Origin of the sequence: Pantoea sp. 1B4 (assembly GCF_016925765.1) — a bacterium.
In the GTDB taxonomy this organism is placed as follows: domain Bacteria; phylum Pseudomonadota; class Gammaproteobacteria; order Enterobacterales; family Enterobacteriaceae; genus Pantoea; species Pantoea agglomerans.
The window spans coordinates 3,592,711-3,618,274 of record NZ_JAEUWZ010000001.1; the positions used below are offsets into that span (position 1 = coordinate 3,592,711).

29 protein-coding genes and 3 pseudogenes are annotated in these 25,564 nt (G+C 54.6%); 7 read left to right on the plus strand and 25 right to left on the minus strand.

The features are described 5' to 3' along the window. Positions 1 to 10: 10 nt before the first annotated feature. The 4 genes and pseudogenes from rplW to rpsJ all read right to left on the minus strand — a co-directional run bounded on the left by rplW (position 11) and on the right by rpsJ (position 1,900). Complete coding sequence (gene rplW / locus JNO11_RS17290) at positions 11 to 313, minus strand: 50S ribosomal protein L23 (protein ID WP_003850708.1); 303 nt, start codon at positions 311 to 313, stop codon at positions 11 to 13. Next, positions 310 to 916: pseudogene (gene rplD / locus JNO11_RS17295) on the minus strand (50S ribosomal protein L4). Before rplD ends, rplW begins: the two are co-directional and overlap by 4 nt. A 10-nt stretch (positions 917 to 926) precedes the next feature. Beyond that, positions 927 to 1,556, minus strand: a complete 630-nt coding sequence (gene rplC, locus JNO11_RS17300) for a 50S ribosomal protein L3 (protein WP_003850712.1) — start codon at positions 1,554 to 1,556, stop codon at positions 927 to 929. 32 nt (positions 1,557 to 1,588) lie between these two features. Continuing rightward, positions 1,589 to 1,900, minus strand: a complete 312-nt coding sequence (gene rpsJ, locus JNO11_RS17305) for a 30S ribosomal protein S10 (RefSeq protein ID WP_001181005.1) — start codon at positions 1,898 to 1,900, stop codon at positions 1,589 to 1,591. 393 nt (positions 1,901 to 2,293) lie between these two features. Between rpsJ and JNO11_RS17310 the strand changes: the two are divergent. Continuing rightward, positions 2,294 to 3,068, plus strand: a pseudogene (locus tag JNO11_RS17310) (A24 family peptidase). Here JNO11_RS17310 and bfr read toward each other — a convergent pair. The 11 genes from bfr to fkpA form a co-directional block, all read right to left on the minus strand. Further along, positions 3,055 to 3,528: a bacterioferritin gene (bfr, locus tag JNO11_RS17315; RefSeq protein WP_010253012.1), complete on the minus strand. Its 474-nt coding sequence runs from the start codon at positions 3,526 to 3,528 to the stop codon at positions 3,055 to 3,057. The pseudogene JNO11_RS17310 and the gene bfr overlap by 14 nt on opposite strands. A 100-nt stretch (positions 3,529 to 3,628) precedes the next feature. Continuing rightward, positions 3,629 to 3,823 (minus strand): bacterioferritin-associated ferredoxin, encoded by a 195-nt coding sequence (gene bfd / locus JNO11_RS17320; RefSeq protein WP_010671585.1) that lies wholly within the window; start codon positions 3,821 to 3,823, stop codon positions 3,629 to 3,631. A 172-nt stretch (positions 3,824 to 3,995) separates the two neighbouring features. After that, a complete protein-coding gene (gene tuf, locus JNO11_RS17325; RefSeq protein ID WP_010253018.1) occupies positions 3,996 to 5,180 on the minus strand; it encodes an elongation factor Tu in 1,185 nt (394 codons plus the stop codon). 68 nt (positions 5,181 to 5,248) lie between these two features. Beyond that, positions 5,249 to 7,363, minus strand: coding sequence for an elongation factor G (fusA, locus tag JNO11_RS17330; protein ID WP_010253020.1), 2,115 nt, complete (start codon positions 7,361 to 7,363; stop codon positions 5,249 to 5,251). Positions 7,364 to 7,453: 90 nt separating this feature from the next. Continuing rightward, positions 7,454 to 7,924, minus strand: coding sequence for a 30S ribosomal protein S7 (gene rpsG, locus JNO11_RS17335; RefSeq protein WP_003852909.1), 471 nt, complete (start codon positions 7,922 to 7,924; stop codon positions 7,454 to 7,456). Positions 7,925 to 8,020: 96 nt separating this feature from the next. Then, positions 8,021 to 8,395 (minus strand): 30S ribosomal protein S12, encoded by a 375-nt coding sequence (gene rpsL / locus JNO11_RS17340; RefSeq protein WP_003852912.1) that lies wholly within the window; start codon positions 8,393 to 8,395, stop codon positions 8,021 to 8,023. Positions 8,396 to 8,519: 124 nt separating this feature from the next. Beyond that, positions 8,520 to 8,807 (minus strand): sulfurtransferase complex subunit TusB, encoded by a 288-nt coding sequence (gene tusB, locus JNO11_RS17345; protein ID WP_010253026.1) that lies wholly within the window; start codon positions 8,805 to 8,807, stop codon positions 8,520 to 8,522. 9 nt (positions 8,808 to 8,816) lie between these two features. Continuing rightward, entirely contained in the window at positions 8,817 to 9,176 is a 360-nt protein-coding gene (tusC, locus tag JNO11_RS17350; RefSeq protein ID WP_010253027.1) for a sulfurtransferase complex subunit TusC, read from the minus strand. Continuing rightward, on the minus strand, positions 9,176 to 9,562 hold the full coding sequence (tusD, locus tag JNO11_RS17355; RefSeq protein ID WP_010671584.1) for a sulfurtransferase complex subunit TusD: 387 nt from the start codon (positions 9,560 to 9,562) through the stop codon (positions 9,176 to 9,178). Before tusD ends, tusC begins: the two co-directional genes overlap by 1 nt. After that, a complete protein-coding gene (locus JNO11_RS17360) occupies positions 9,562 to 10,284 on the minus strand; it encodes a transcriptional regulator (RefSeq protein ID WP_010253029.1) in 723 nt (240 codons plus the stop codon). Before JNO11_RS17360 ends, tusD begins: the two co-directional genes overlap by 1 nt. 166 nt (positions 10,285 to 10,450) lie before the next feature. Beyond that, positions 10,451 to 11,296 carry an FKBP-type peptidyl-prolyl cis-trans isomerase gene (fkpA, locus tag JNO11_RS17365; protein ID WP_325177528.1) on the minus strand — a complete coding sequence of 282 codons (846 nt, stop codon included), beginning with the start codon at positions 11,294 to 11,296 and terminating at the stop codon, positions 10,451 to 10,453. Positions 11,297 to 11,565: 269 nt separating this feature from the next. Between fkpA and JNO11_RS17370 the strand changes: the two genes are divergently transcribed. Beyond that, positions 11,566 to 11,784, plus strand: coding sequence for a SlyX family protein (locus JNO11_RS17370; RefSeq protein ID WP_010253031.1), 219 nt, complete (start codon positions 11,566 to 11,568; stop codon positions 11,782 to 11,784). 95 nt (positions 11,785 to 11,879) lie between these two features. Here the strand turns inward: JNO11_RS17370 and slyD are convergent, their stop codons facing one another. The 4 genes from slyD to kefG all read right to left on the minus strand — a co-directional run bounded on the left by slyD (position 11,880) and on the right by kefG (position 15,220). Beyond that, complete coding sequence (slyD, locus tag JNO11_RS17375; RefSeq protein WP_010671583.1) at positions 11,880 to 12,446, minus strand: peptidylprolyl isomerase; 567 nt, start codon at positions 12,444 to 12,446, stop codon at positions 11,880 to 11,882. Positions 12,447 to 12,644: 198 nt separating this feature from the next. Continuing rightward, positions 12,645 to 12,839, minus strand: a complete 195-nt coding sequence (locus JNO11_RS17380) for a YheV family putative zinc ribbon protein (protein WP_010253033.1) — start codon at positions 12,837 to 12,839, stop codon at positions 12,645 to 12,647. Positions 12,840 to 12,862: 23 nt separating this feature from the next. Beyond that, on the minus strand, positions 12,863 to 14,668 hold the full coding sequence (gene kefB / locus JNO11_RS17385; protein ID WP_010253035.1) for a glutathione-regulated potassium-efflux system protein KefB: 1,806 nt from the start codon (positions 14,666 to 14,668) through the stop codon (positions 12,863 to 12,865). Further along, positions 14,669 to 15,220: a glutathione-regulated potassium-efflux system ancillary protein KefG gene (kefG, locus tag JNO11_RS17390; protein ID WP_010253037.1), complete on the minus strand. Its 552-nt coding sequence runs from the start codon at positions 15,218 to 15,220 to the stop codon at positions 14,669 to 14,671. It abuts the gene before it with no gap. 112 nt (positions 15,221 to 15,332) lie between these two features. On the opposite strand from kefG, the gene JNO11_RS17395 reads away from it, so the two are divergent. Continuing rightward, entirely contained in the window at positions 15,333 to 17,237 is a 1,905-nt protein-coding gene (locus JNO11_RS17395; RefSeq protein WP_325177529.1) for an ABC transporter ATP-binding protein, read from the plus strand. 34 nt (positions 17,238 to 17,271) lie between these two features. Here JNO11_RS17395 and tauD read toward each other — a convergent pair whose 3' ends face one another. The 4 genes from tauD to tauA are packed head-to-tail and all read right to left on the minus strand — an operon-like array spanning position 17,272 to position 20,686. Continuing rightward, positions 17,272 to 18,111 (minus strand): taurine dioxygenase, encoded by an 840-nt coding sequence (gene tauD, locus JNO11_RS17400; protein WP_325177530.1) that lies wholly within the window; start codon positions 18,109 to 18,111, stop codon positions 17,272 to 17,274. Further along, entirely contained in the window at positions 18,108 to 18,935 is an 828-nt protein-coding gene (tauC, locus tag JNO11_RS17405; RefSeq protein WP_010253046.1) for a taurine ABC transporter permease TauC, read from the minus strand. Before tauC ends, tauD begins: the two co-directional genes overlap by 4 nt. Next, complete coding sequence (gene tauB / locus JNO11_RS17410; RefSeq protein ID WP_022624055.1) at positions 18,932 to 19,699, minus strand: taurine ABC transporter ATP-binding subunit; 768 nt, start codon at positions 19,697 to 19,699, stop codon at positions 18,932 to 18,934. Before tauB ends, tauC begins: the two co-directional genes overlap by 4 nt. 9 nt (positions 19,700 to 19,708) lie before the next feature. Further along, a complete protein-coding gene (tauA, locus tag JNO11_RS17415) occupies positions 19,709 to 20,686 on the minus strand; it encodes a taurine ABC transporter substrate-binding protein (RefSeq protein WP_325177531.1) in 978 nt (325 codons plus the stop codon). A gap of 236 nt (positions 20,687 to 20,922) precedes the next feature. On the opposite strand from tauA, the gene JNO11_RS17420 reads away from it, so the two are divergent. Then, positions 20,923 to 21,903, plus strand: a complete 981-nt coding sequence (locus tag JNO11_RS17420) for a LacI family DNA-binding transcriptional regulator (RefSeq protein WP_031593718.1) — start codon at positions 20,923 to 20,925, stop codon at positions 21,901 to 21,903. Between the two features lies 1 nt (position 21,904). Here JNO11_RS17420 and JNO11_RS17425 read toward each other — a convergent pair whose 3' ends face one another. Continuing rightward, the gene (locus JNO11_RS17425; protein WP_010671578.1) at positions 21,905 to 22,507 is read right to left on the minus strand and encodes a LysE family translocator; all 603 of its coding nucleotides are present in this window, start codon (positions 22,505 to 22,507) and stop codon (positions 21,905 to 21,907) included. 57 nt (positions 22,508 to 22,564) lie between these two features. On the opposite strand from JNO11_RS17425, the gene JNO11_RS17430 reads away from it, so the two are divergent. The 3 genes from JNO11_RS17430 to JNO11_RS17440 all read left to right on the plus strand — a co-directional run bounded on the left by JNO11_RS17430 (position 22,565) and on the right by JNO11_RS17440 (position 24,735). Further along, the gene (locus JNO11_RS17430; RefSeq protein WP_325177532.1) at positions 22,565 to 23,581 is read left to right on the plus strand and encodes a hydrolase; all 1,017 of its coding nucleotides are present in this window, start codon (positions 22,565 to 22,567) and stop codon (positions 23,579 to 23,581) included. Positions 23,582 to 23,585: 4 nt separating this feature from the next. Next, entirely contained in the window at positions 23,586 to 23,804 is a 219-nt protein-coding gene (locus JNO11_RS17435; protein ID WP_010253066.1) for a YheU family protein, read from the plus strand. Between the two features lie 61 nt (positions 23,805 to 23,865). Beyond that, positions 23,866 to 24,735, plus strand: coding sequence for a phosphoribulokinase (locus JNO11_RS17440; RefSeq protein ID WP_010253068.1), 870 nt, complete (start codon positions 23,866 to 23,868; stop codon positions 24,733 to 24,735). A 349-nt stretch (positions 24,736 to 25,084) separates the two neighbouring features. On the opposite strand, the pseudogene JNO11_RS17445 reads toward JNO11_RS17440, so the two are convergent. Further along, a pseudogene (locus JNO11_RS17445) lies at positions 25,085 to 25,490 on the minus strand (OsmC family protein). Positions 25,491 to 25,564: the final 74 nt, after the last annotated feature.

Sequence of the window (25,564 nt, forward strand, 5' to 3'; positions counted from 1 at the left end):
CTCCTCCGACTTACTCAGCGCCGCCAGCGAAGTCCAGATTCTGGCCTTCTTTCAGGGTGACGTAAGCTTTTTTCCAGTCGCTACGACGACCGATACGCTGTCCTTGACGCTTAACTTTGCCCTTAACTACCAGGGTGTTTACGTCTTTAACTTCTACTTCGAACAGTTTCTCAACAGCAGCAACGATCTCTGCTTTGGTCGCGTCATTAGCAACTTTGAGAACGATGGTATTGGTTTTTTCCATCGCGCTAGATGCTTTTTCAGATACGTGCGGCGCGCGCAGTACTTTCAGCAGACGTTCTTCACGGATCATGCCAGCATCTCCTCAACTTGCTTAACTGCATCAGCAGTCATAACGACTTTGTCGAAGGCGATCAGGCTAACTGGGTCGATACCGGATGCATCACGTACGTCAACCTTGTACAGGTTGCGCGCAGCCAGGAACAGATTCTCATCCAGTTCACCGGTGATGATCAGCACGTCTTCCAGAGCCATGTCTTTCAGTTTCTGTACCAGCAGCTTGGTTTTCGGTGCTTCTACAGCAAATGATTCGACAACGATCAGACGATCTTGACGTACCAGTTCGGACAGGATGCTTTTCAGCGCGCCGCGGTACATCTTTTTGTTAACTTTTTGACTGTGGTCCTGCGGCTTCGCAGCAAAGGTCACACCACCTGAACGCCAGATTGGGCTCTTTACAGAACCTGCACGCGCACGGCCGGTGCCTTTTTTGACGCCATGGCTTTTTGCCTGAACCGGTTACTTCGGCGCGAGTTTTCTGCGCACGAGTACCCTGGCGGGCGCCAGATGCGTAAGCAACAACAACCTGGTGAACCAGCGCTTCGTTGAAATCACGACCGAAGGTAGTTTCGGAAACAGTCAGCGCGCTCTGCGCGTCTTTCAATACTAATTCCATTGCTATCCCCTTACGCCTTCACAGCTGGTTTAACGATCAGGTCGCTACCGGTAGCACCGGGAACTGCACCTTTAACCAGCAGCAGGTTGCGCTCAGCGTCAACACGTACTACGTCCAGACTCTGAACGGTTACGCGCTCATTACCCAGCTGACCTGCCATTTTCTTGCCTTTGAACACTTTGCCCGGAGTCTGGTTCTGACCGATAGAACCCGGAACGCGGTGAGACAAGGAGTTACCGTGAGTAGCGTCCTGGGTACGGAAGTTCCAGCGCTTAACGGTACCGGCGAAACCTTTACCTTTAGAGGTACCGGTTACGTCAACTTTCTTAACTTCAGCGAAAATCTCAACGCTGATGCTCTGACCTACAGAGTATTCTTCACCTTCAGCGGTGCGGAATTCCCACAGGCCACGGCCAGCTTCAACGCCAGCTTTAGCAAAATGACCAGCTTCAGGTTTGGTCACACGGTTTGCTTTTTTAGCACCGGTGGTAACCTGAATTGCCTGGTAACCATCGTTTTCCAGGCCTTTGACCTGAGTAACGCGGTTCGCTTCAACTTCGATTACGGTGACGGGGATAGAAACGCCATCTTCAGTGAAGATGCGGGTCATGCCCACTTTTTTACCGACTAAACCAATCATTGTTTCAACCTCTCAATCGCTCGATGACCTGATTAACCCAGGCTGATCTGCACGTCAACACCGGCAGCCAGATCCAGACGCATCAGAGCATCAACGGTTTTTTCAGTTGGCTCAACGATGTCTACCAGACGCTTGTGAGTGCGGATTTCGTACTGATCACGCGCATCTTTGTTAACGTGCGGAGAGATCAGAACAGTAAAACGCTCTTTGCGGGTTGGCAGCGGGATTGGACCACGAACCTGCGCACCAGTGCGCTTGGCGGTCTCAACGATTTCCGCGGTTGATTGATCGATCAGACGATGATCAAACGCTTTAAGACGGATACGGATTCTTTGGTTCTGCATGAGACCAGAGCTCCAAACTTTTTATAGACGAAAAAAATTACTACTCGAGCCCATTACGATTGATGGGAGAGTGTAATCGTTCAGCATATAACTCCACAATTGGGAGTATTGTCAGGCGGCCTAAATTTCAGCCGTCTGCGATTCTGCTCGAATCGCGCCTGCAATATCTGCAGGCCCGCGCATTATACGTAAATCTGTTCAGGAAGCAACCCGTGTTGAGGTTTTACCCATTAAATTGTGGCCGGTTCGTGAAGCGTGCGTCGCATTGCACTGCCGTATCGCTGATAAATCAGTTATTCAGTTGTGACTCTGTTTCCGCCCTTCTTCATTCATAGGTGACACAGAACCCGTTGCCCACGAGAGTGCATCTAACCTTTCGTCCGGAGCATAATCATGTCGCCCACTCTGATAACTCACATTGCTGCACTCGCAGGCGGAGGTGCATTGGGAAGCTTTCTTTCGCTGACCAGCCAGCGCTTCACCCCCGCCCTCTCACCCGCTCAATGGTTTGCCCTACTCTGCTTTCCGGGTTCGCACTGTAATCATTGCCAGCAGCGCCTGCTGTGGCGAGATGCGCTGCCGTTAATAAGCTGGCCTGGCTTAAAAGGGCGGTGTCGCTTCTGTCATCGCGCGTTCGGCGCAGAAAGCGTTGTCATTGAATGGCTGTTTGCCCTTCTGTGCCTGCTGGTGCTGCAGAGTTTTGACCACTCTGCGGAGGCTATTTTTATTATTACGGCCTCAGGCCTCTTGCTGCTCGTGGCTGCCATCGATCGTCGCCACTTCTGTATACCTGACCCGCTCAATTATCTGCTGCTCTGGTCTGGATTATTCCATGCCACGCTGTCCGGAACCGAAACAACGGCGATATGGGGTGCTGTGGCGGGCTACTGTGCGTTGTGGCTGCTCGCCTGGAGCTATCGGCAGATGCGGGGGTACGAGGGATTAGGTTATGGCGATATCAAGCTCTTCGCAGCGTTAGGTGCCTGCTGTGGCTGGCAGGCATTACCCTGGATTGCGTTGGGTGCCACCGTTATGGCGCTGACGTCGATCGTGATGCTGCAACTGCGGGGTTTTATTCAGGGGGGACAGCCCGCTGCCGTTTGGCCCTTTCCTGGCCATTGCGGGCTGGGTAGCGATAGTACTGCAGACCCGATTCACTCTTGTTTGATTTGAGCCTGCAGATAGTTCTGGATGCCCATCTTCTGGATTAACTCAAGTTCCGTCTCAATCCAGTCGATGTGATGTTCCTCATCAGCCAGGATTTCAATCATCATGTCACGGCTGACATAGTCATGCACTTTGTCAGCATAGGAGATAGCTTCACGAAGGTCTTTCGCGCCCTCCAGCTCCAGATTCAGGTCTGAACTCAGCATCTCTTCAACATCTTCACCGATACGGAGCCGTCCCAGATCCTGAAGATTTGGGATCCCTTCAAGGAAAAGAATACGCTCAATATATTTATCGGCATGTTTCATCTCATCGATTGATTCATGGTATTCCACATCATTGAGGCGCGTCAGACCCCAGTTTTTGAACATGCGCGCATGAAGAAAGTACTGATTGATAGCAACCAGTTCATTTCCAAGCAGTTTGTTGAGATGACTGATAACTTTGATATCGCCCTTCATTGTTAACCCTCCGCGTCTGGTTTATTAGAGCGTAGATGCGGTTAAAAAGAAGTCAAAAAAACGCGACAGATATTGTGGGTATTCACGCACCGATCGTCGGTCAGGCTATCTCTTTGTAGAGTGGTGCATGCTGCATCTCTTCATCCATAATTTCACGCGCAGCACGAATACATTTGCCGCATTGCTTGCCGACCGGCACAAGCTGGCGCAGTTGCTGAATAGATTTGGGCTGATAGCGACGCACGACTTCACGAAGGGTTTTATCACTGATGGCATTACACAGGCAGACGTACATTGATTCATCACTCGGGTACATTTTCTGTACACAGTGTAAATGCGAATCGTTTTTATTTCAAACCCACCCTTTGCAGGGTTATGGCGTTTTCAGAGCAAAAAAAAAGAGCACCGAAGTGCTCTTTTTTACTGTGTTGCAGTGGCCATTTACACAGCCACAGCAGATATCACAATTAAGCGATAACTTTAGCAACAACACCCGCGCCAACGGTACGGCCGCCTTCGCGGATTGCGAAGCGCAGACCTTCGTCCATTGCGATTGGGTGGATCAGGGTAACAACCATTTTGATGTTGTCGCCTGGCATTACCATTTCAACGCCTTCTGGCAGCTCTACTGAGCCGGTTACGTCAGTTGTACGGAAGTAGAACTGTGGACGATAGCCTTTGAAGAACGGAGTATGGCGACCACCTTCGTCTTTAGACAGAACGTAAACTTCTGACTCGAACTGGGTGTGCGGCTTGATTGAGCCTGGCTTAGCCAGAACCTGGCCACGCTGGATGTCTTCACGCTTGATACCGCGCAGCAGAACACCACAGTTTTCGCCTGCCTGACCCTGGTCCAGCAGCTTACGGAACATCTCAACACCGGTACAGGTTGATTTCACAGTATCTTTGATACCAACGATTTCAACTTCGTCGCCGACTTTAACGATGCCGCGCTCAACACGACCGGTAACAACGGTACCACGTCCAGAGATTGAGAATACGTCTTCGATTGGCAGCAGGAACGGCATGTCGATCGCACGCTGTGGCTCTGGGATGTAGTTGTCCAGATGCTCAGCCAGTTCGATGATTTTCGCTTCCCACTCTGGGTTGCCTTCCAGCGCTTTCAGAGCAGAACCACGAACGATTGGAGTGTCGTCGCCTGGGAAGTCATATGCTGACAGCAGGTCACGAACTTCCATCTCTACCAGTTCCAGCAGCTCTTCATCATCAACCATGTCACACTTGTTCAGGAACACGATGATGTAAGGAACGCCAACCTGACGACCCAGCAGGATGTGCTCACGGGTCTGTGGCATTGGGCCATCAGTCGCAGCAACAACCAGGATCGCGCCGTCCATCTGCGCAGCACCGGTGATCATGTTTTTCACATAGTCGGCGTGGCCTGGGCAGTCAACGTGCGCATAGTGGCGAGTCGGGGTTTCATACTCAACGTGTGAAGTGTTGATGGTGATACCACGTGCTTTCTCTTCTGGTGCGTTATCGATCTGATCGAATGCACGAGCCTGGCCGCCGTAAGTTTTAGACAGTACGGTGGTGATAGCTGCAGTCAGGGTGGTTTTACCGTGGTCGACGTGACCGATGGTGCCCACGTTTACGTGCAGTTTGTTACGCTGAAATTGCTCTTTCGCCATGGCGATAATTCCTTACGTTGTGCCTTCACCATCTGGGTGAAGGCATCAGTTCAAATTTAAACCGTAGCTTATTTGCTACGAGCTTCAATAACGGCCTGCGCTACGTTGTTTGGCGCATCGTCATACTTCAGGAACTCCATGGAGTAAGAAGCACGACCTTTGGTCAGAGAACGCAGCTGAGTTGCGTATCCGAACATCTCAGACAACGGAACTTCAGCGTGAATCTGAACGCCAGTAGCGTTAGATTCCTGCCCTTTGAGCATACCACGACGACGGCTAAGGTCACCGATGACATCACCCGTGTTCTCTTCTGGCGTTTCAACTTCAACCTTCATGATAGGCTCAAGCAGAACAGGTGTCGCTTGTTTAAAGCCTTGTTTGAAGGCAAGAGACGCGGCCAGTTTAAACGCCAGTTCTGAGGAGTCGACATCGTGGTAAGAACCGAAGTGCAGACGCACGCCCAGATCCACAACCGGGTAACCAGCCAGAGGGCCTGATTTCAGCTGCTCCTGGATACCTTTGTCAACCGCAGGGATGTATTCACCAGGAATCACACCACCTTTGATGTCGTTGACAAATTCGTAGCCTTTCGGGTTCGAACCTGGCTCCAGTGGGTACATGTCGATAACAACATGGCCATACTGACCACGACCACCAGACTGCTTGGCGTGTTTACCTTCAACATCGGTAACTTTGTTGCGAATCGCTTCACGGTAAGCAACCTGTGGTTTACCCACGTTTGCTTCAACGTTGAACTCACGCTTCATACGGTCAACGATGATGTCGAGGTGCAATTCACCCATACCGGCGATGATGGTCTGGTTAGATTCTTCATCAGTCCATACGCGGAATGATGGGTCTTCTTTTGCCAGACGGCCCAGAGCCAGACCCATTTTTTCCTGGTCAGCTTTGGTTTTTGGCTCAACGGCGATAGAGATTACCGGCTCCGGGAACTCCATGCGCTCAAGGATGATGACGTTATCTGGGTCACACAGGGTGTCACCAGTGGTCACATCTTTCAGGCCGATCGCAGCTGCGATATCACCCGCACGAACTTCTTTAATCTCTTCACGCTTGTTAGCGTGCATCTGAACGATACGGCCCAGACGCTCACGGTTTGACTTAACCGGGTTGAACACGGTGTCACCCGTGTTAACAACACCAGAGTAAACGCGGAAGAAGGTTAAGTTACCCACGAACGGGTCGGTAGCGATTTTGAACGCCAGTGCAGCAAACGGCTCGTTGTCATCAGAGTGACGAACAGCCGGCGTGTCTTTACCGTCGTCCAGCATACCGTTGATCGCGGTAACGTCAGTCGGTGCTGGCAGATATTCAACAACTGCATCCAGCATCGCCTGAACACCTTTGTTCTTAAATGCAGAACCACAGGTTACCAGGATAATTTCGTTGTTCAGAACACGCTTACGCAGAGATGTTTTGATCTCTTCTTCAGTCAGTTCTTCACCACCGAAGAATTTCTCCATCAGCTCATCAGAGCCTTCAGCAGCGGCTTCAACCAGCTTCGCATGCCATTCTTCAGCCAGTTCCTGCATATCAGCTGGGATATCTTCGTAGACGAAGGTTACACCCTGGTCTGCGTCGTTCCAGTTGATTGCTTTCATTTTCACCAGGTCAACAACACCGGTGAATTTCTCTTCTGCGCCGATAGCCAGCTGCAGAGGAACTGGAGTTGCGCCCAGACGAACTTCCATCTGTTTAACAACTTTCAGGAAGTTAGCACCCATGCGGTCCATTTTGTTAACGAACGCAATGCGTGGAACTTTATATTTGTTAGCCTGACGCCATACGGTCTCAGACTGTGGCTGAACGCCACCAACTGCGCAGTAAACCATTACCGCGCCATCAAGCACACGCATAGAACGTTCAACTTCGATGGTGAAGTCAACGTGTCCTGGGGTGTCGATAATGTTTACGTGGTGTGGTTCAAACTGCTTGGCCATACCAGACCAGTAACAGGTGGTCGCAGCGGAGGTGATGGTAATACCACGTTCCTGTTCCTGCTCCATCCAGTCCATGGTTGCTGCGCCGTCATGTACTTCACCGATTTTGTGGTTTACACCGGTGTAGAACAGAACGCGTTCGGTAGTGGTAGTCTTACCGGCGTCGATGTGCGCACTGATACCGATATTACGGTAGCGGGCAATGGGTGTTTTACGAGCCATTTGATTCCTCTGATTCTCGGACGTTCAAGGTAAGTCGACCCCAGCGGGTTGGCTGATTGAGCGCCCGCTGGTTTAACAACTACGTGGTGATTACCAACGGTAGTGTGCGAACGCCTTGTTGGCTTCTGCCATGCGGTGAACGTCTTCACGTTTCTTAACTGCTGTACCTTTGTTCTCTGCAGCATCAGAAAGTTCGTTCGCCAGGCGAAGAGCCATTGATTTATCACCGCGTTTACGAGCAGCATCTACGATCCAGCGCATTGCCAGAGCATTACGACGAACCGGACGGACTTCTACTGGTACCTGATAAGTAGAACCACCAACGCGACGTGACTTAACTTCGACAGTCGGACGCACGTTTTCCAGGGCTACTTCAAAAGATTCCAGCGCGTTTTTACCTGAACGCTGAGCCAGGGTCTCAAGCGCGGTATAAACGATTGATTCTGCAGTAGATTTTTTACCATCTACCATCAGGATATTTACAAATTTGGCCAGCAGCTCTGATCCGAACTTAGGATCTGGCAGAATTTTACGCTGACCAATGACGCGACGACGTGGCATGGAAATACTCCGTTGTTAATTCAGGATTGTCCAAAACTCTATGAGTTTATTTTGACATTTAATTTAAAACGTTTGGCCTTACTTAACGGAGAACCATTAAGCCTTTGGCTTCTTCACGCCGTACTTGGAGCGAGCCTGCTTACGGTCTTTAACACCTGAGCAGTCAAGCGCGCCACGAACGGTGTGGTAACGCACACCTGGCAGGTCTTTTACACGACCGCCACGGATCAGGATCACGGAGTGTTCCTGCAGGTTATGACCTTCACCACCAATGTAGGAGGTAACTTCAAAACCGTTGGTCAAACGCACACGGCAGACTTTACGCAGTGCGGAGTTTGGTTTCTTAGGAGTGGTGGTGTACACACGAGTACAAACGCCACGTTTTTGCGGGCAAGCTTCCAGCGCCGGCACGTTGCTCTTTGCAACTTTGCGGACGCGTGGTTTGCGAACCAGCTGGTTAACTGTTGCCATTAAATAGCTCCTGGATTTGCTTTTGCTTCGTAAACACGTAATAAATCGCCTCGTAGAATTACGAGGAGGCAGAATTTTAGGGCTGAGTCAAAGGGGTGTCAAGAAATAACCAGGTTTTAGCCGATTACCAGACCATTTGTTGCTGATGCCTGATCGTTAGCGTGACAAACCCAGTATAGTCTACTGACTGCACACGGGTCGAAATTTGTCCAGCGAGACCGCGAGCCTGGACATCTTCGTCCAGCACCCAGAGCGTCGCTTCGCTCTCTGACAGTCGCATCAATGCGTGGCTGCCAGCTAAAGCGGCCAGCACGCCATCCTGCAAAAGCAGCAGGTCATCACCCGCACCCGCCATTAAAAGCAGGCTCTCAAGGTCACAGTGTGCCGGTGAGTGCAGTAACGTATGCAGCATTAACGTCTCTTAAAAAGTAAGAATGCGATCGTAGCTGGCCAGCGTCTGTCGCAGCGCCGGCGCGTCCAGTAGCGTAACATCCAGCAACCGGTCAGCGTCAACCTCTAATCCACGCGCTATCAGCGATGTCCGGCAGAGATAGCAGTGTTCAATCTCATACAGTGCCAGCACGCCAAAGGTCGCGGCATAGTGACGGCTCTTAATCGTCTCAGGTTGCTGGTGCAGATTAAGCTGCAGCACGCCATCACCGATAAAAAACAGGCCGATATCCTCACTGAGCGCGCCCGTGGCCAGCGCGGCATCCAGCCCCTCACGTCCTGCGCTGCTGCCGTGCGGCGCCCGGGTAAAGACAAACGCGACCCGATTCATCAGAACTGCACCATGCGTTCACAGCTCAGCGCCGCTTCCGCCAGCGCGCCCAGCCCGCTCAGGGTAAAGCCCGGCTGCAGGTTACTGCCCGCCAGCTGGAGTCGTGCCGCTTCCTGCTGGTCGCTGACGCCACGACGCAGCGCGGCCGCCACACAAATATTCAGTGCCACACCCTGCTCCTGATGCAATGTCTGCCATGCGCGCACCAGATCAAACTCATCACTGGCGGGCGACGTCAGTTGGTTAGCGTTCAGCACCCCTTCGCGATAGAAGAAAACACTGTCAAGCTGATGGCCTGCCGTCAGCAGTGCGCAGGCAAACAGCCAGGCACTGGTCGCCTGTTGCGTACCGTAAGCCGGGCCGGTGACCAGCAGGGTGTAACGCATTACCGCTCCTGCCCCTGGAAGTCGCCATTTTTAAACTGACGGATATAGAGATAGACGGTGTGTTTGGAAATATTCAGCCGATCGGCCACCTGGTTGATGGCATCCTTGATGTCGAAGATCCCCTTCTCATACAGGTTCAGCACAATCTGACGATTCTTGGCGTTGTTCGATACATTACGGTCAGCACTCACCTCTTCAATGGTGAACTCCAGCGTCTGCATCACCAGATCGTCTACCGAACTGGCGAAGTTGACGTTGGAGTCAACCTGCTGCATCTCGGGCGGCATAAAGGTCGACATGATCTGTGAGAACGGCACATCAAGGTTCATGTTGATGCAGAGCAAGCCAATAACCCGCTGCTGACGGTTACGAATCGCAATCGTGACTGATTTCATCAGCACGCCGCTTTTGGCACGTGTGAAGTAGGCACGGGAGACATTACTATCCGCGCCATGCATATCATGCAGCATACGCAGGGCTAAATCGGTAATAGGCGAACCGACTTTACGTCCAGTGTGTTCACCATTAGCGATACGCACGGCCGAACACTTAAGATCTTCAAGCGAATGCAGGACAATTTCACAATGCGAACCGATCAACATCGCCAGGCCATCCACGACAGCCTCGTACGATTTCAGAATATCGTAATCACTTTGTTCGAACGGGCGCTGCTCCAGAAGATCGAAGTCGCTCAGTTCACCCGGATTGAATGGATTAGACATTGAAGAGTATCACCCTGAATGGCTGGAGCCTGTCACAGCGGCTTATGGGCAGACTCAATATTGGGATAATTAGGCAGGCATTAGTCTGGCAAATGTCGTCGGCTTATGCCAGAGGTTTGTCGTGAAGCCGAAATGAAACCGCCGCCCGGAGGCGGCGGTCAGCAGATTACTGCGCTTTTTCTGCAGCAGCAGGCGCTGGAGCCTGTGCTTTTTCATCTGCCTTTGGCGCTGGTTTGATATCAAGCAGCTCGACATCAAACACCAGGGTGGAGTTAGCCGGGATGCCCGGAACGCCATTTTTGCCGTAAGCCAGATTTGGTGGGATCACCAGCTTGATCTTGCCGCCTTTCTTCACGTGCTTCAGACCTTCAGTCCAGCCCGGAATGACACCATCCAGACGGAATGAGAGTGGCTCGCCACGGGTATAAGAGTTGTCGAATTCAGTACCGTCAATCAGTGTACCTTTGTAGTTTACCACTACAGTGTCGCTGTCTTTAGGTGCGTCGCCGGTACCCTCTTTCTCAACTTTATACAGCAGGCCGCTTTCGGTTTTCTTCACGCCGCTCTCTTTAGCAAATTTGGTTGCGTAAGCTTCGCCCTTTTCAGAGTTCTCTTTCGCATCTTTTTCCATTTTCGCTGAGGCTGCGCCTTTCACGCGGCCTTCAAAGGATTGCAGCGTCTGCTCAATCTCTTCATCAGAGAGTTTGCTTTTGCCACCAAATGCATCCTGAACACCAGCGATCAGCTGCTGCTTATCCAGTTTGATGCCCAGTTTTTCCTGCTCCTTCAGGGAGTTGTCCATGTAGCGACCCAGCGAAGCACCCAGCGCGTAGGCAGACTGCTGGTCTTCATCTTTGAAGGCAGCATTTTTCGGTGCCTGAGGCGCAGACTGTGGCGAGGCGGCTGGTGCAGCCTGTGGCGCCGCAGCGGTATCTGCCGCCATTGCCAGCGAAGCATTCAGCGCAACAGCCATGGTGGTAGCTAACAATGTGACTTTAAACAGTGATTTCATCCATTCTCCAAAACCGAAGCGTCTAACCTCGGGAAACATTGCGGACTTCAGGGTCCACACTATAACTTTACGTGGCAGTGTCGAACACTCCCACAATGTAATTACCCGGTTAACCTCCGACCTTTATAACATCGGGAAGTTTCATCAGAGATGATGCCGCGCTGCCTTTTTTCAAGCGCAACGCCTCCGGGCGTGAAAAAAACAGGTGATTCCTGGCATTCAGATCGTAGAATCACGCCCCGAGTCGCACCTTAACAGAGGAACAGGTCATGCAACAATCTGAGTGGGAACAGCGTCTGGAGACGCTGGAGAGCAAACTGGCCTTTCAGGAGATGACTATCGATCAGCTGAACAGCGCGGTCGTTCAGCACGAGCTGGAGATGAATAAGATGCGTGAGCAGATGCGCATTTTAACTGACAAGCTCAAAGCGAATGCGCCATCGATCGTCGCCTCACAATCTGAAGAGACGCCACCACCGCACTACTGATCGCGGGCTATCTGGCCCCGGCTTACCCGGGCAGAACCAGAATACGCGACAAAAGAAAGGCCACCCGAGGGTGGCCTTGAAAGGTCTGTTGAGACTTAGTGGCTGCAGCCGCAGCCGCCAGTGCCACAACCGCCTTTACCCTGATCATGGTCGTGGTCGTGATCATGGCCGTGATCGTGGTCATGATGATGGCCATCTGCACCGTGAACGTGGCCATGAGCCAGTTCTTCCGGCGTGGCTTCGCGGATAGCAACCACTTCAACGTTGAAGTTCAGGTTCTGACCCGCCAGCATGTGGTTACCATCAACCACGACGTGATCATCTTCCACTTCGGTGATTTCTACCGGTACCGGGCCCTGATCGGTTTCTGCCAGGAAGCGCATGCCAACCTGCAGTTCGTCAACGCCCATGAAGACGTCTTTAGGAACGCGCTGCACCAGGTTATCGTCATACTGACCGTAGGCATCGTTTGCCGGGATATGCACGTCAAACTTGTCGCCGGCAATGTGGTTTTCCAGCGCATTTTCCAGACCAGAAATCAGGGAACCATGACCGTGCAGGTAGTCTAACGGTGCACTCACCGGTGACTCGTCAACTAACACGCCGTCTTCTGTACGTACCTGATAGGCCAGGCTTACCACCAGGTCTTTTGCTACTTTCATGATATCTCCTAACCGTTGAGAGCTGAGATCCCGTCTCATTGGTCTATTCTTTCGTGCAATAACACCAACCAGAAAGGTTCGGGGCTGAGTACAAGAGGGTTTTCACTTTCTCTTGCGACTACAGCGTTAATGGCGACAATTGTAACGGAATTCAATCCCGCTGTAAGTCCAGGTGTAAAAAAAAGCTGCGCCATTCCGCTACTCAGGATGAAAAATACCGATAACCTGCTCATTAGTGCGAACCTGATCGCGCGCCTGCTTATCGGCCTCACGCATCTGGTGACCACACTTCACGCACTCCACCACATCGACATTATTTTCACGCCACATTGCCAGCGTGTCCTTCTCCTGGCAGTGCGGGCATGTCGCACCAGCAATAAAACGTTTACGCATTAGCTTCTGCCTGTTTAAAGAGGTTATTCATCATCGTCCCAGCCGTCGATCTGCCGCTTTTCGCGCTGCATTTCGCGCTGGAAGATATCTTCCAGTTCACGCCGCGCTTCACGGACGCGCGAAGCCTGCGCGCTTTCAGAGAGATTGGGCATCAGCTCGCGCAGCATCCGCATATCAAGATGGCGGAAATACTGCTGGGCGCGGTGCGCCTGATGCGGATGCATCCCCAGCGTCATCAGCGTTTTACGTCCCAGCTCCAGCGCACTGGAGAAGGTCTCACGCGAGAACTGTGTGACGCCCGCCTGAAGCAGTTCATGCGCTTCTACACGGCCCCGGGCGCGCGCCTGAATCTGCAACTGCGGAAAATGCTGCTGGCACAGATGTACAATCGTCATCACATCTTCGGGCTCGTTACAGGTGATCACAATCGCCTGAGCGCTGGCCGCACCGGCTGCCCGCAGCAACTCCAGTTCAGTAGCGTCGCCGTAATAGACCTTATAGCCATATTTCCGCATCAGACTGACTGCACTGATGTCGCGCTCAAGCACGGTGATGCGTTTGTTGTTCGCCATCAGCAAACGACCCACCACCTGCCCGAAGCGACCAAAGCCCACCACAATCACCTGCGGCTGATCGTCTTCGACAAAGTGTTTCTCTGCCTCGTCATCCGGCTCATTGAAGCGGCGTGCCAGCAGACGATCGATTCCCTTCATCAGCAGCGGCGTAGTCATCATCGACAGGGTCACCGTCACCAGCAGCATCGGCAGTTGATCGCCAGAGAACAGCTTTGCCGAGGAGGCCGCTGAAAAGAGCACAAAGGCGAACTCGCCCCCCTGACTCAGCACGCCAGCGAACTGCTGCCGCTCAGAGCTGCGCAAGCCATAAATGCGCGCCAGCAGATAGAGCACCAGCGTTTTCACCGCCACCAGCGTCACGACGCCCAGCAGGATGGTCACAATATGGGTATAGAGCACACCGAGGTTGAGCGCCATGCCAACCGAAATAAAGAACAGGCCCAGCAGTAAACCTTTAAACGGGTCGATGGCGACTTCCAGCTCATGCCGGTACTCGCTCTCCGCCAGCAGGATCCCGGCAATAAAGGTCCCCAGCGCCATCGACAGACCCAGCGCATCCATAAACAGCGCCGAGCCCAGCACCAGCAGCAGCGAAGCGGCGGTAAAGACTTCGCGCACGCCCGACGCAGCGATGTAACGGAAGATAGGCCGCAGCAGATAGCGTCCGCCTACCAGCATGCCGGCAAACGCCAATACTTTCATGCCGACCTTCATCCAGTCGATATGACCGCTGTCGGTTCCGGCCAGCAGCGGGATCAGCGCCAGGGCTGGGATCACCGCGATATCCTGAAACAGCAACACCGAAAAGCCCAGTTGCCCCGCTTCGCTGCGGTTCATGCCTTTATCCATCATCAGCTGCAGGGCCATGGCGGTCGAGGACATCGCCAGACCAATCCCGCCAATGATCGCAGCCTGCCAGCTAAAGTTGGTCAGCCACAATAAGCCGCCCAGAATCGCCGCTGAGAAGATCACCTGCGCCGCGCCGACGCCAAAAATGGAGCGGCGCAGCGCCCACAGCTTTGCCGGGTTCAGCTCCAGCCCGATAATAAACATCAGGAACACCACGCCGAGCTCAGAGAAGTGCAGAATCTCGTCGACGTCGCTGATAAAGCCTAATCCCCACGGGCCGATAGCGATACCCGCCACCAGATAGCCCAGAACTGCACCAATACCGAGGCGAGCCGCCACCGGTACAATCAATACCGCCGCGACCAGATAAATCACCCCGGCGGTCAGCAGCGTTTGCCCTTCCATCTATACCCCTCCATTCGGCAGCGGTGCCGCCAGCCAGTCGCCATAGGCGCGGGCGTAATTTTTCATTAATTCAGGACTCTGACGACGCGCCCAGTAGACGATCATCGGCGGCATCCAGTGCATACGGCACATCTGCGCGGTCAGCTCAAAAGGACGCATAATGTCATTGAGCGAATAGCGGTTCAGACCCTGATGTCTGAAGGCACTTTCCGGTTCTCCGGTGGTGACGACGCTGCGCCAGTACTTTCCTTCCAGCGCATTGCCATCCACGCCATTGGCGAAACCGCGCGACAGAACTCTGTCCAGCCACTCTTTCAGCAGCGCCGGACAGCTATAGGTATAGAGCGGATGCTGAAAAATGATGACATCATGTTCACGCAGCAGCTGTTGTTCATGGTGAATATCGATAAAAAAATCCGGATAGGTCGCGTACAGATCGTGCACGGTAACGTGTTCCAGTGCCTGAGCCGGCTGCAGCAGAATCCGATTGGCGATCGAATCCTGTGATTCCGGATGAGCATAAAGCAGCAAAACCCTGGGTGGCTGCGACATCCTTTCCCTCCAAAGCGTCGTCATTGGTGCGGTTTTCCGCTACCATGCACGACGCAGCAAAATCTCATTATGTTGCCAGTAAATTAACATATTCTGACGATACGGCGCTTACATGATTGTCTTCTCAGCCTTACAAATTCGCCGCGGCATCCGCGTCCTGCTCGACAATGCCACCGCCACCATTAATCCCGGCCAGAAGGTCGGGCTGGTGGGTAAAAACGGCTGTGGAAAATCCACGCTGCTGTCGCTGTTAAAAGGTGAAATCACCAGCGATGCCGGTACCGTCACTTTCCCCACTCACTGGGCGCTGGCCTGGGTGAATCAGGAAACCCCTGCGCTGGATAAAGCCGCGCTGGAGTACGTGATTGATGGCGATCGCCAGTTTCGCCAGCTTGAAGCAGAACTGGCGGACGCCAATCTGCGTGACGATGGCAATGCCATCGCGCTGCTGCATGGCAAGCTGGACGCGGTGCAGGCGTGGAGCATCCATGCGCGTGCCTCAAGCCTGCTGCATGGTCTGGGCTTCAGTCAGGAACAGCTGCAACGCCCGGTCAGCGACTTCTCGGGTGGCTGGCGCATGCGCCTCAACCTGGCACAGGCGCTGATTTGCCGTTCCGATCTGCTGCTGCTGGATGAACCGACCAACCACCTCGATCTCGATGCGGTGATCTGGCTGGAGCGCTGGCTGAAGAGTTATGAAGGCACGCTGATCCTGATTTCGCACGATCGTGACTTCCTCGATCCCGTCATCGACAAAATTATTCATATCGAACAGGAGTCGATGTTCGAATATACCGGCAACTACAGCTCCTTTGAGCGGCAGCGCGTCGCCAAACTGGCACAGCAGCAGTCACTGTATGAGAGCCAGCAGGAGAAAGTGGCGCACCTGCACAGCTACATTGATCGCTTCCGTGCCCAGGCCACCAAGGCGAAGCAGGCGCAGAGCCGCATCAAGATGCTGGAGCGCATGGAGATGATTGCGCCCGCCCATGTCGATAACCCATTCAGCTTCACTTTCCGCAAGCCGGAGAACCTGCCTAATCCACTGATGAAGATGGAGAAGGTCACCGCGGGTTATGGCGATCGTATTATTCTCGACGCCATCAAGCTCAACCTGGTCCCCGGCTCGCGCATCGGCCTGCTGGGACGTAACGGTGCCGGTAAATCAACCCTGATTAAGCTGCTGGCGGGTGAGCTGGAGGCGATGGACGGCAAGATGGGTCTGGCGAAAGGGATCAAGCTCGGTTACTTCGCCCAGCATCAGCTGGAGTACCTGCGGGCCGATGAGTCACCGTTGCAGCATCTGTCGCGTATTGCGCCTGAGGTGCTGGAACAGCAGCTGCGCGACTATCTGGGCGGCTTCGATTTCCGCGGCGATAAAGTCACTGAAATCACTGAGCGCTTCTCCGGCGGAGAGAAAGCGCGACTGGTGCTGGCGCTGATTGTCTGGCAGCGCCCTAACCTGCTGCTGCTGGATGAACCCACCAACCACCTCGATCTCGATATGCGCCAGGCGCTGACCGAAGCGTTGATCGACTTCGAAGGTGCGCTGGTCGTGGTATCGCACGACCGACATCTGCTGCGCGCGACCACCGACGATCTCTATCTGGTGCATGATGGCAAAGTGGATGTGTTTGAAGGCGATCTCGAAGATTATCAGAAGTGGCTGAGCGATCTGCAGAAGCAGCAGGCGCAAAAGGATGCCGCGCCGAAGCAGGATAACGGCAACAGTGCCCAGGCGCGTAAAGACCAGAAGCGTCGTGATGCTGAACTGCGCACCCAGACGCAGCCGCTGCGCAAAGAGATAGAGAAGCTGGAAAAGCAGATGAGCAAATGGCAGAGCCAGCTGGCCGAAGCCGAAGCTCAGCTCTCAGACAGCGCTATCTATGAACAGAGCCGTAAAGCGGACCTGACCACCGCGCTGCAGCGTCAGGCGGAGAGCAAATCTGCGCTGGAAGAGGTGGAGATGGCGTGGCTGGAAGCGCAGGAACAGCTCGAACAGATTATGGCCTCATAAAAAAAATCTCCCCGCGAGCGGGGGAGATTCTCTTTTAACGGGGTTTATCGCCCAGCACCGTTGCCCGCTGCATAATGCGCCGGGCAGGATAGTAATCAGCATTGGCATAATGCTGCGTGACCCGATTATCCCAGATAGCCAGATCGTCTGGCTGCCAGCGCCAGCGCACCTGAAACTCCGGTTTGGTGGCGTGCGCAAACAGAAAGCCCAGCACCGCATCACTCTCTTTCTCGCTTAAATCGACGATCCGCGTGGTAAAGCCCTCATTCACAAACAGCGCTTTTTTGCCGCTGACCGGATGGGTGCGGATGACCGGATGCTGCACCGGCGGATGTTTTGCTACCGCCTGCTGCCAGCGCTGATGCTCCTCCTCGGTTTTGCGGTACTTATACTCCTGGAATGACTTTTTGAAATCATGCTCGGCATGGAGACCTGCCAGCAGCTGCTTAAAGGGTTCAGAGAGCGCTTCGTAAGCCGCAATGCCGCTGGTCCAGAGCGTGTCACCCCCCGACTCCGGTAACACCTTCGAGGCCAGCAAGGCGATCGCTGGTGGCGTATCAATAAAGGTGACATCGGTATGCCAGTTGTCATTATCCGGCGGATTATCCTGATGGGTATCCAGCACGATAATCTCCTCGACGCCTTCCGCATGCGGATAGACCGGATGGATGTGCAGATCGCCAAAGCAGATTGCCAGCGCGCGGTGCTGTTCCGGCGTTATTTTCTGGTCACGCAGAAACAGCACCTGATGACGCAGCAGGCCATGATAAAGCTGCTCAAACTGAGCATCACTCAATGGGCGAGACACATCCAGGTTTGAGACCTGCGCGCCAATGTACGGGCCAAGCGGGGTAAAACTGAGACGTTCGTTCATGATTGTTCTCCACTCCAGGGCGTCAGACGGCGCTGCAACGCGCGGAGCCCGAGTTCTAAGCTAAAAGCAATAAAGGCGATTACCGCGATACCCGCCAGCACCACATCGGTGGCGAGGAATTCTCCTGCTGACTGCACCATAAAACCCAGACCCCGCGTGGCAGCAATCAGCTCAGCGGCCACCAGCGTTGACCAGCCAACCCCCAGACCGATGCGCAGACCGGTGAGGATCTCCGGCAACGCGCCTGGCAGAATCACCCAGCGCAGCAGTTGCCAGCGGTTAGCCCCCAGCGAGCGAGCCGCACGAAGTCGGACCTGCTGCGTGTTACGCACACCGGCCAGGGTGGAGAGCGTCACCGGCGCGAAAATCGCCAGATAGATCAGCAGGATTTTCGAGGTCTCACCAATGCCGAACCAGATCACCATCAATGGCAGATAGGCGAGTGGCGGAATCGGGCGATAGAGTTCAATCAGAGGATCGAGCAACCCGCGAGCGACCGGGCTGAGGCCCATCAGGATCCCTACCGGAATGCCGATGGCGGCAGCGGCAGTCAGCGCAATCAGCATTCGTGTCAGGCTGGCGGCCAGATGCTGCCACAGCGTGGCATCCATAAAGCCCTGCGCGCTGGCAATCAGCAGCAGCTTGCTTAACACCTGCTGCGGCGACGGCAGGAACAGCGGGGCAATCAGGCCCAGCGCGGTCACGCCCCACCAGAGCAGCAACAGCAGAGAGAGACTCAGCATGCTCAGCGTAAAGGCGGTTGAAAACGGCCAGCGCAAACGACGGCGCACCGGCAGAGACTTGTCATTGATGAGTGCACTCATGCAAACGCCTCCCGCTGATCAAAGACCCGGCTCAGCACATACTCGCGCTGGGCGATAAACTGCGGATCGGATTTGATACTGCGGCACGACTCCCCTGCGGCAAAGCGCTGACCAAAGCCAGGACGCAGCCGCTCAACGATGCGGCCCGGTCCTGGCGACAGCAGAATCAGTTCGCTGGCCAGGAAAATCGCCTCTTCTATGTCGTGCGTAATCAGCAGAATCTGTTTACCGCTGTCGCGCCACAGCGTCAGCAGCAGGGTTTGCATCTGCTCGCGGGTAAAGGCATCCAGTGCGCCGAAAGGCTCATCCAGCAACAGCAGTTGTGGATCCGTGGCCAGCGCGCGCGCAATGCCCACCCGCTGACGCTGACCGCCGGACAACTGCCAGATGGCGCGCTTTTCCGCACCTTCCAGCCCCACCTGTCTGATTAACCGGCGGGCAATCATGTCGCGATCCGGGCGCGACATCCCCGCCAGCTGCAGGCCAAAGGCGACGTTATCCAGCACGTTGCGCCACGGCAGTAATCCTTCATGCTGAAACACCACGCCGCGCTCCGCACCAGGCCCGGTCACCGGCTGGTTATCCAGCGTGATGCTGCCCGACTCCACCGGCAGGAAACCGGCAACCAGATTGAGCAGTGTGGTTTTGCCGCAGCCGGAGGGGCCGAGCACCACCAGCAGTTCATGGCTATCCAGCTGCAGATTGATATCCTGCAATACCGGCTGTCCGGCATAACGGGCATTAAGGTGAGCGATGCGCAGCATAGTGCCTCCTTAAGGTTTAACTAATGGCTCGACGAAACGGGAGGTCACATAGCTGCTGTAGTCGTTATCCGCCTGCGGCACCCGGCCCTGTGCTTTCAGAAACTGCGCGGTATCGACGATCGCTTTATTGACCGGTTTGCCCAGTTGCTCAACCTGCTGCTGCGCCGTGAGGTAGGTATTGCCCTTCACCAGACCGGGCACCTGTGCTTCCGGCACACCGCTGAGGCGAGAGAGTTTGCTGAGGTTATCGGACTGCTTCAGCCAGCTGTCGGGGCTGTTCAGGTAGGCCTGCTGCGCGTCAAGCGCGCTGCGGGCAAAAGCAGTCACGATCTCCGGATGCTGCTGAGCAAAATCTTTGCGTACCACCCAGACATCCAGCGTCGGCGATCCCCAGCTTCCCACTTCCGCAGAGTCGGTTAACACCTTGCCCTCTTTTTCCAGCTCATTAACCGCCGGTGCCCAGACGTAAGCGCCATCAATGTCGCCACGCTGCCAGGCAGCAATAATCGCTGGCGGCTGCAGATTGACCAGCTGTACCTGTGACGGTTTGATGCCCCAGTGTTTCAGCGCAGCCAGCAGGCTGTAGTGGGTGGTAGAGATGAACGGCACCGCGATGCGCTTGCCAATTAAATCTTTGGGCGTGGTGGTGTTCTTCTTCACCACCAGCGCTTCAGAGTTGCCCAGCTGAGAGGCGAGTAAAAAGGCTTCAATCGGCAGCTTCTGCGCCGCCGCGACCGCTAACGGGCTGGAACCGATATTGCCAATCTGGACGTCACCGGACGCCATCGCACGTAATACCCCGGCGCCGCTGTCAAACTTGCGCCAGTCAACGCTGGCCCCGCTCTCTTTCGCAAAGCTGTTGTCAGCCTGCGCCACTTTCGCCGGCTCAGCCGAGGTCTGGTAAGCCACGGTGACATTGACCGCATCAGCCCGAAACGCCAGCAGCGCCAGCGCTGCGGCTAAAAAAGTTAAACGTGTTGCTGCCATGATCACTACCCCACCGTTTTTATAGTGGAGGCAGTGTCTCTGCGCGCTATAGTTTCATAAAGGAATTAAAAATTATCCCTAATAGAAATAAGTTCTTAGATCACTATCTGCAAAACTAAGTCAAAAATCGCAAATGCTGAAAATAGCTAAAGTAAGCAAAAATGTCAGGCGCTCACATTGTCCCTGTGCTATTCATATGCGTTCCCAATTATTGCCTGTTAAGGTTTCTGAATCCGATGTCGATCGAGAAAGTCGCTCAGCTGGCTGGCGTCTCCAAAGCCACGGTATCGCGGGTTCTCAACGCGCATCCCGGCGTGAAGCCCGATACGCGTGAGAAAGTTCTGGCGGCAATCTCTGCCTGCGACTATCAGCCCAACTTACTGGCGCGTCAGCTGCGTACGTCGCAAAGCAACATGCTGCTGGTGCTGATCTCGGATATCACCAATCCCTTCTGTTCACGCGTGGTTCAGGGCATCGAGGCCGAAGCGGAACTGCACGGCTATCACATCCTGCTCTGTAACTCCGCCTCGCAGCTTCAGCGTGAAGCCGCTTATCTCTCCCTGCTGACCGGAAAAGTGGTCGATGGCGTGATTACGATGGATGCGGCCTCCGGTTTACAGGATTTGCAGGCGCTCATTGCCGGGGCGCCCTGGGTGCAGTGCTGCGAATTTGATCCGGATATCCCCGCCTCCTCGGTCAGCATTGATCACCTTGAAGCCGCGCGCGACACCGTCCATTACCTTGCCGGTAAAGGGCGTAAACGCATCGGGCTGATCAATGGCGACATGCGTTACCTTTACTCACATCATCGTGAAAAGGGCTACCGGCAGGCGATTGAGGAGCTGGGGTATGCGTGGTCCGGCGTCTCCTACACTTACGAAATCTCCTGTGAGGCGGGCAGTCAGGGGCTAAGGGAGTTGATGGCGCTGCCGGAACCGCCGGATGCGGTGTTTGCGGTTTCAGATGTGCTGGCGGTAGGCGTGGTGCATGCGGCGCTGGAAGCGGGTCTGCGCGTGCCGGAAGATCTGGCGGTGGTCGGGTTTGATGGCGTGTCGTTTACCCGCAGCCTGAATCCGCCGCTGACGACCATCGAGCAGCCGATGAACCAGCTGGGCGCGCGTAGCGTGCAATTGCTGCTGCAAAAGATCCGCAACGCTAATGCGCCAGTCATCCGCGAGGTGCTGCCGTGGACGCGCGTTGAACGCGCATCCAGCTAACTTAGTGCCAGATTAACAGCACGCAGGCGGCGGTCAGCAGCCCCATGGCGAGGTTAAAGATTTTCCAGGCGCGACGGCTGCGCAGAATGCGGCCGATCATCGCACCAAATCCCATCCAGATAACACCCGACACCAGATTAACCAGAAACATGCCGATGCTTATCGCCATCACTGAATGGCGATACGCGTCACCGGCCAGGCTGAAGCTGGCGACCGCGCCCAGCGCCATCAGCCAGGCCTTGGGATTGATCAACTGCAACAATCCGCCCTGCCAGAAGGGCATCGGCGCATCCGGCGCCTGATCGGTTTCCAGCTTCTCATAACTGGCGGTAGCGATTTTCCATGCCAGCCAGAGCAGATAGAGGCTACCGGCGATTTTCAGCACCAGGTGCAGCGAAGGATAGAGCAGGATCAGCCCGCCGACGCCAAAGGCCACCATCAGCAGCATCACCTGCATTCCGATCATGATGCCAATCATCAGCGGAATGGTGCGCATAAAGCCAAAATTAGCGCCCGAGGCGGTGAGTAACATATTATTAGGCCCGGGCGTAATGGCCGCGACCCAAAGAAATCCCAACATTGATAAGAAAAGACTCAGTTCCATGGCAATCGGGTACTCCTTACCCTGCAAGAAAAAACTTATCGAAGCTAACAGTGTGATATGGAACAGACAAGCTTTTACCACATGAAATTTACCGGACCGGAAAACGAGCACTTCACGCCTCCTGAGAGTCTGCGTAACGCGCACCTGCAGACCCTGCTGCCGCGCCTGCTACGTCGTCGTATCACGGGCGATCCCCACTGGCAACGTCTCGACCTGCCGGATGGCGACTTCGTCGATCTCGCCTGGAGTGAAGATCCGCAGTTCGCGCAGCATAAACCGCGCGTGGTGCTGTTTCATGGGCTGGAGGGCAGTTTTCACAGCCCCTATATTCATGGACTGATGGCGATCTGCCGCGCGCGCGGCTGGCTGGCGGTGGTGATGCATTTTCGCGGCTGCAGCGGCGAACCGAATCGGCTCAACCGCATCTATCACTCTGGCGAAACCGAAGATGCCCGCTTTTTTCTGCACTGGCTGCGCTCCCGCTGGGGCCGCGTGCCCACCGCGGCGGTCGGTTTCTCGCTGGGCGGTAACATGCTGGGCTGCCTGCTGGGCCAGCAGGGCGCAGCCGCTGAGGTAGACGCGGGTGTCATTGTCTCCGCTCCGCTGCTGCTGGAGCCCTGTAGCGTAAAACTGGAACGCGGCTTCTCACGCGTCTATCAATACTATTTGCTGGCGCAGCTCAAGAAAAATGCCCGCCGTAAACTGCACGCCTGGCCGGATACGCTGCCGGTCAATCTGGCGCAGCTGAAATCGCTGCGGCGACTGCGCGATTTTGATGATGCCATTACCGCCCGCGCCCACGGTTTTCTGGATGCGGCCGATTACTATCATCGTGCCAGTGCCATGCCCTGGCTGAAGCACGCAGAGAAACCGCTGCTGATCATTCACGCCAAAGATGATCCTTTTATGAGTGATGAGGTGATCCCGCACAGCAGCCAATTATCTGCCACTATTACTTATCAACTGACACCACACGGCGGCCATGTAGGTTTTGTTGGTGGGACATTACGCCAGCCTGAAATGTGGCTGGAACAGCGTATCCCCCAGTGGATCGCCCCTTTTCTGGATAACTGATCTCGTGATTATTCCCTGGCAACAGGTCTCACCTGAGACCCTTGAAAATCTGATTGAAACCTTTGTGCTGCGCGAAGGCACGGACTATGGCGAGCAGGAACGCAGCCTGATCGACAAGGTGGCCGATGTGCGACGTCAGCTGGAAACGGGTGAAGTGGTACTGGTGTGGTCGGAACTGCACGAATCGGTCAATATCATGCCGCGCAAAGAATTTCGTGGCTGATGCACCCAACGGCATTTCGTGTTAACAATGCCTATTGCCCGACCTCACAGGGAGCTTTTCTATGTCTGCACGTCATCCCATTATCGCGGTGACTGGTTCCAGCGGCGCAGGGACCACCACCACCAGCGTGGCGTTTCGCAAAATCTTTCAGCAGCTCGATCTTCATGCGGCGGAGCTGGAAGGTGACAGTTTTCACCGCTTTACCCGCCCTGAAATGGATATGGCGATTCGTAAGGCGCGCGATTTAGGACGTCATGTCAGCTACTTCGGCCCGGAAGCCAATGACTTTGGCCTGCTGGAGCAGAGCTTTAAAGAGTATGGTCAGAGCGGACAGGGCCAGTCGCGTAAATATCTGCATACCTATGATGAAGCAGTGCCGTGGAATCAGGTGCCCGGCACCTTTACGCCGTGGCAACCGCTGCCGCAGAACACCGATATTCTCTTCTACGAAGGGCTGCACGGCGGCGTGGTGACGGCGCAGCACAACGTAGCAGAACAGGTTGATCTGCTGGTTGGCGTGGTGCCGATTGTGAATCTGGAGTGGATACAGAAGCTGGTGCGCGACACCGGCGAGCGCGGCCATTCACGTGAAGCGGTCATGGATTCGGTAGTGCGCTCGATGGAAGATTACATCAACTTCATCACACCACAGTTCTCACGCACTCACCTCAACTTTCAGCGCGTCCCGACGGTCGATACCTCAAACCCGTTCGCTGCCCGCGCTATTCCGTCACTGGATGAGAGCTTTGTGGTGATCCACTTCCAGGCGCTGGAAGATATCGACCTCCCCTACCTGCTGGCGATGCTGCAGGGCTCGTTTATCTCGCACATCAATACGCTGGTGGTGCCTGGCGGCAAAATGGGTCTGGCGATGGAGTTGATTATGGGCCCACTGGTGAAGCGGCTGATGGAAGGCAAACGAATAGAGTAAGAGGCCAAAAGGGCCTTTCCAGACTAATGCCAATGCCAATGCCAATGCAGGATGAATCTGACAGCAGCGAAAAAGCTTAACACGCAGGGAACCGGGTCAGAAGAGGAAAGCGTCCCGCGCCAGGGACGGCGCGGGCCGAGCGGCCAGGGATTGGCTTAAGCGACTTTCCGATCTGACCCGGTTCCCAGCGCAGGCACAGTCTGACAGCGGACCGACACAAACCGCTCTGACCCTGTTCAATACGCAGGCACAGTATCAAAGCGGATTCCCGGCCCAGGCACAGTCCTAAAGCAACCTGCATCAGATACTGGAAGTGAAGTTAGCAGGTCTGCAATAACCCCTGCGGCTACTACAGCTCAATCACTTCATAGCTATGCGTGATGTTAACGCCTTTACCCAGCATGATGGCCACAGAGCAATATTTTTCAGCAGAAAGATCAACAGCGCGTGAGACCGCTTTATCCTGGAGGGCTTTACCACTCACGATAAAATGCAGGTTGATGTGCGTAAAGATTCGCGGCGCCTCTTCACGACGTTCTGAGGTCAGTTTTACTTCACAATCAGCCACATCGTTTCGGCCTTTTTTGCAGAATTGATACCACGTCAATCGCGCTGCATCCGCCCGCCGCCATCAGCACCATCTCCATTGGGCTGGGCGCTTTATCACCCGAATTTCCATCCATCAGTATCTGATGGCCGGATGAGGATTCTCCGAGGAATGTCAGCCCTTCTACCCATTTCACTCTTGCCTGCATGATTTTTGCTCCGGAATACGCTGTTTTGTCGCCAGAGTACGCTTTCGCCTGGTAAACAGCAATCCAGAGAAATC

Coding starts and splice junctions, on each gene's coding strand:
- rplW (WP_003850708.1), bottom strand. CDS start 313: ATGATCCGTGAAGAACGTCTGCTGAAAGTACTGCGCGCGCCGCACGTA.
- rplC (WP_003850712.1), bottom strand. CDS start 1,556: ATGATTGGTTTAGTCGGTAAAAAAGTGGGCATGACCCGCATCTTCACT.
- rpsJ (WP_001181005.1), bottom strand. CDS start 1,900: ATGCAGAACCAAAGAATCCGTATCCGTCTTAAAGCGTTTGATCATCGT.
- bfr (WP_010253012.1), bottom strand. CDS start 3,528: ATGAAGGGCGATATCAAAGTTATCAGTCATCTCAACAAACTGCTTGGA.
- bfd (WP_010671585.1), bottom strand. CDS start 3,823: ATGTACGTCTGCCTGTGTAATGCCATCAGTGATAAAACCCTTCGTGAA.
- tuf (WP_010253018.1), bottom strand. CDS start 5,180: ATGGCGAAAGAGCAATTTCAGCGTAACAAACTGCACGTAAACGTGGGC.
- fusA (WP_010253020.1), bottom strand. CDS start 7,363: ATGGCTCGTAAAACACCCATTGCCCGCTACCGTAATATCGGTATCAGT.
- rpsG (WP_003852909.1), bottom strand. CDS start 7,924: ATGCCACGTCGTCGCGTCATTGGTCAGCGTAAAATTCTGCCAGATCCT.
- rpsL (WP_003852912.1), bottom strand. CDS start 8,395: ATGGCAACAGTTAACCAGCTGGTTCGCAAACCACGCGTCCGCAAAGTT.
- tusB (WP_010253026.1), bottom strand. CDS start 8,807: ATGCTGCATACGTTACTGCACTCACCGGCACACTGTGACCTTGAGAGC.
- tusC (WP_010253027.1), bottom strand. CDS start 9,176: ATGAATCGGGTCGCGTTTGTCTTTACCCGGGCGCCGCACGGCAGCAGC.
- tusD (WP_010671584.1), bottom strand. CDS start 9,562: ATGCGTTACACCCTGCTGGTCACCGGCCCGGCTTACGGTACGCAACAG.
- JNO11_RS17360 (WP_010253029.1), bottom strand. CDS start 10,284: ATGTCTAATCCATTCAATCCGGGTGAACTGAGCGACTTCGATCTTCTG.
- fkpA (WP_325177528.1), bottom strand. CDS start 11,296: ATGAAATCACTGTTTAAAGTCACATTGTTAGCTACCACCATGGCTGTT.
- JNO11_RS17370 (WP_010253031.1), top strand. CDS start 11,566: ATGCAACAATCTGAGTGGGAACAGCGTCTGGAGACGCTGGAGAGCAAA.
- slyD (WP_010671583.1), bottom strand. CDS start 12,446: ATGAAAGTAGCAAAAGACCTGGTGGTAAGCCTGGCCTATCAGGTACGT.
- JNO11_RS17380 (WP_010253033.1), bottom strand. CDS start 12,839: ATGCGTAAACGTTTTATTGCTGGTGCGACATGCCCGCACTGCCAGGAG.
- kefB (WP_010253035.1), bottom strand. CDS start 14,668: ATGGAAGGGCAAACGCTGCTGACCGCCGGGGTGATTTATCTGGTCGCG.
- kefG (WP_010253037.1), bottom strand. CDS start 15,220: ATGTCGCAGCCACCCAGGGTTTTGCTGCTTTATGCTCATCCGGAATCA.
- JNO11_RS17395 (WP_325177529.1), top strand. CDS start 15,333: ATGATTGTCTTCTCAGCCTTACAAATTCGCCGCGGCATCCGCGTCCTG.
- tauD (WP_325177530.1), bottom strand. CDS start 18,111: ATGAACGAACGTCTCAGTTTTACCCCGCTTGGCCCGTACATTGGCGCG.
- tauC (WP_010253046.1), bottom strand. CDS start 18,935: ATGAGTGCACTCATCAATGACAAGTCTCTGCCGGTGCGCCGTCGTTTG.
- tauB (WP_022624055.1), bottom strand. CDS start 19,699: ATGCTGCGCATCGCTCACCTTAATGCCCGTTATGCCGGACAGCCGGTA.
- tauA (WP_325177531.1), bottom strand. CDS start 20,686: ATGGCAGCAACACGTTTAACTTTTTTAGCCGCAGCGCTGGCGCTGCTG.
- JNO11_RS17420 (WP_031593718.1), top strand. CDS start 20,923: ATGTCGATCGAGAAAGTCGCTCAGCTGGCTGGCGTCTCCAAAGCCACG.
- JNO11_RS17425 (WP_010671578.1), bottom strand. CDS start 22,507: ATGGAACTGAGTCTTTTCTTATCAATGTTGGGATTTCTTTGGGTCGCG.
- JNO11_RS17430 (WP_325177532.1), top strand. CDS start 22,565: ATGGAACAGACAAGCTTTTACCACATGAAATTTACCGGACCGGAAAAC.
- JNO11_RS17440 (WP_010253068.1), top strand. CDS start 23,866: ATGTCTGCACGTCATCCCATTATCGCGGTGACTGGTTCCAGCGGCGCA.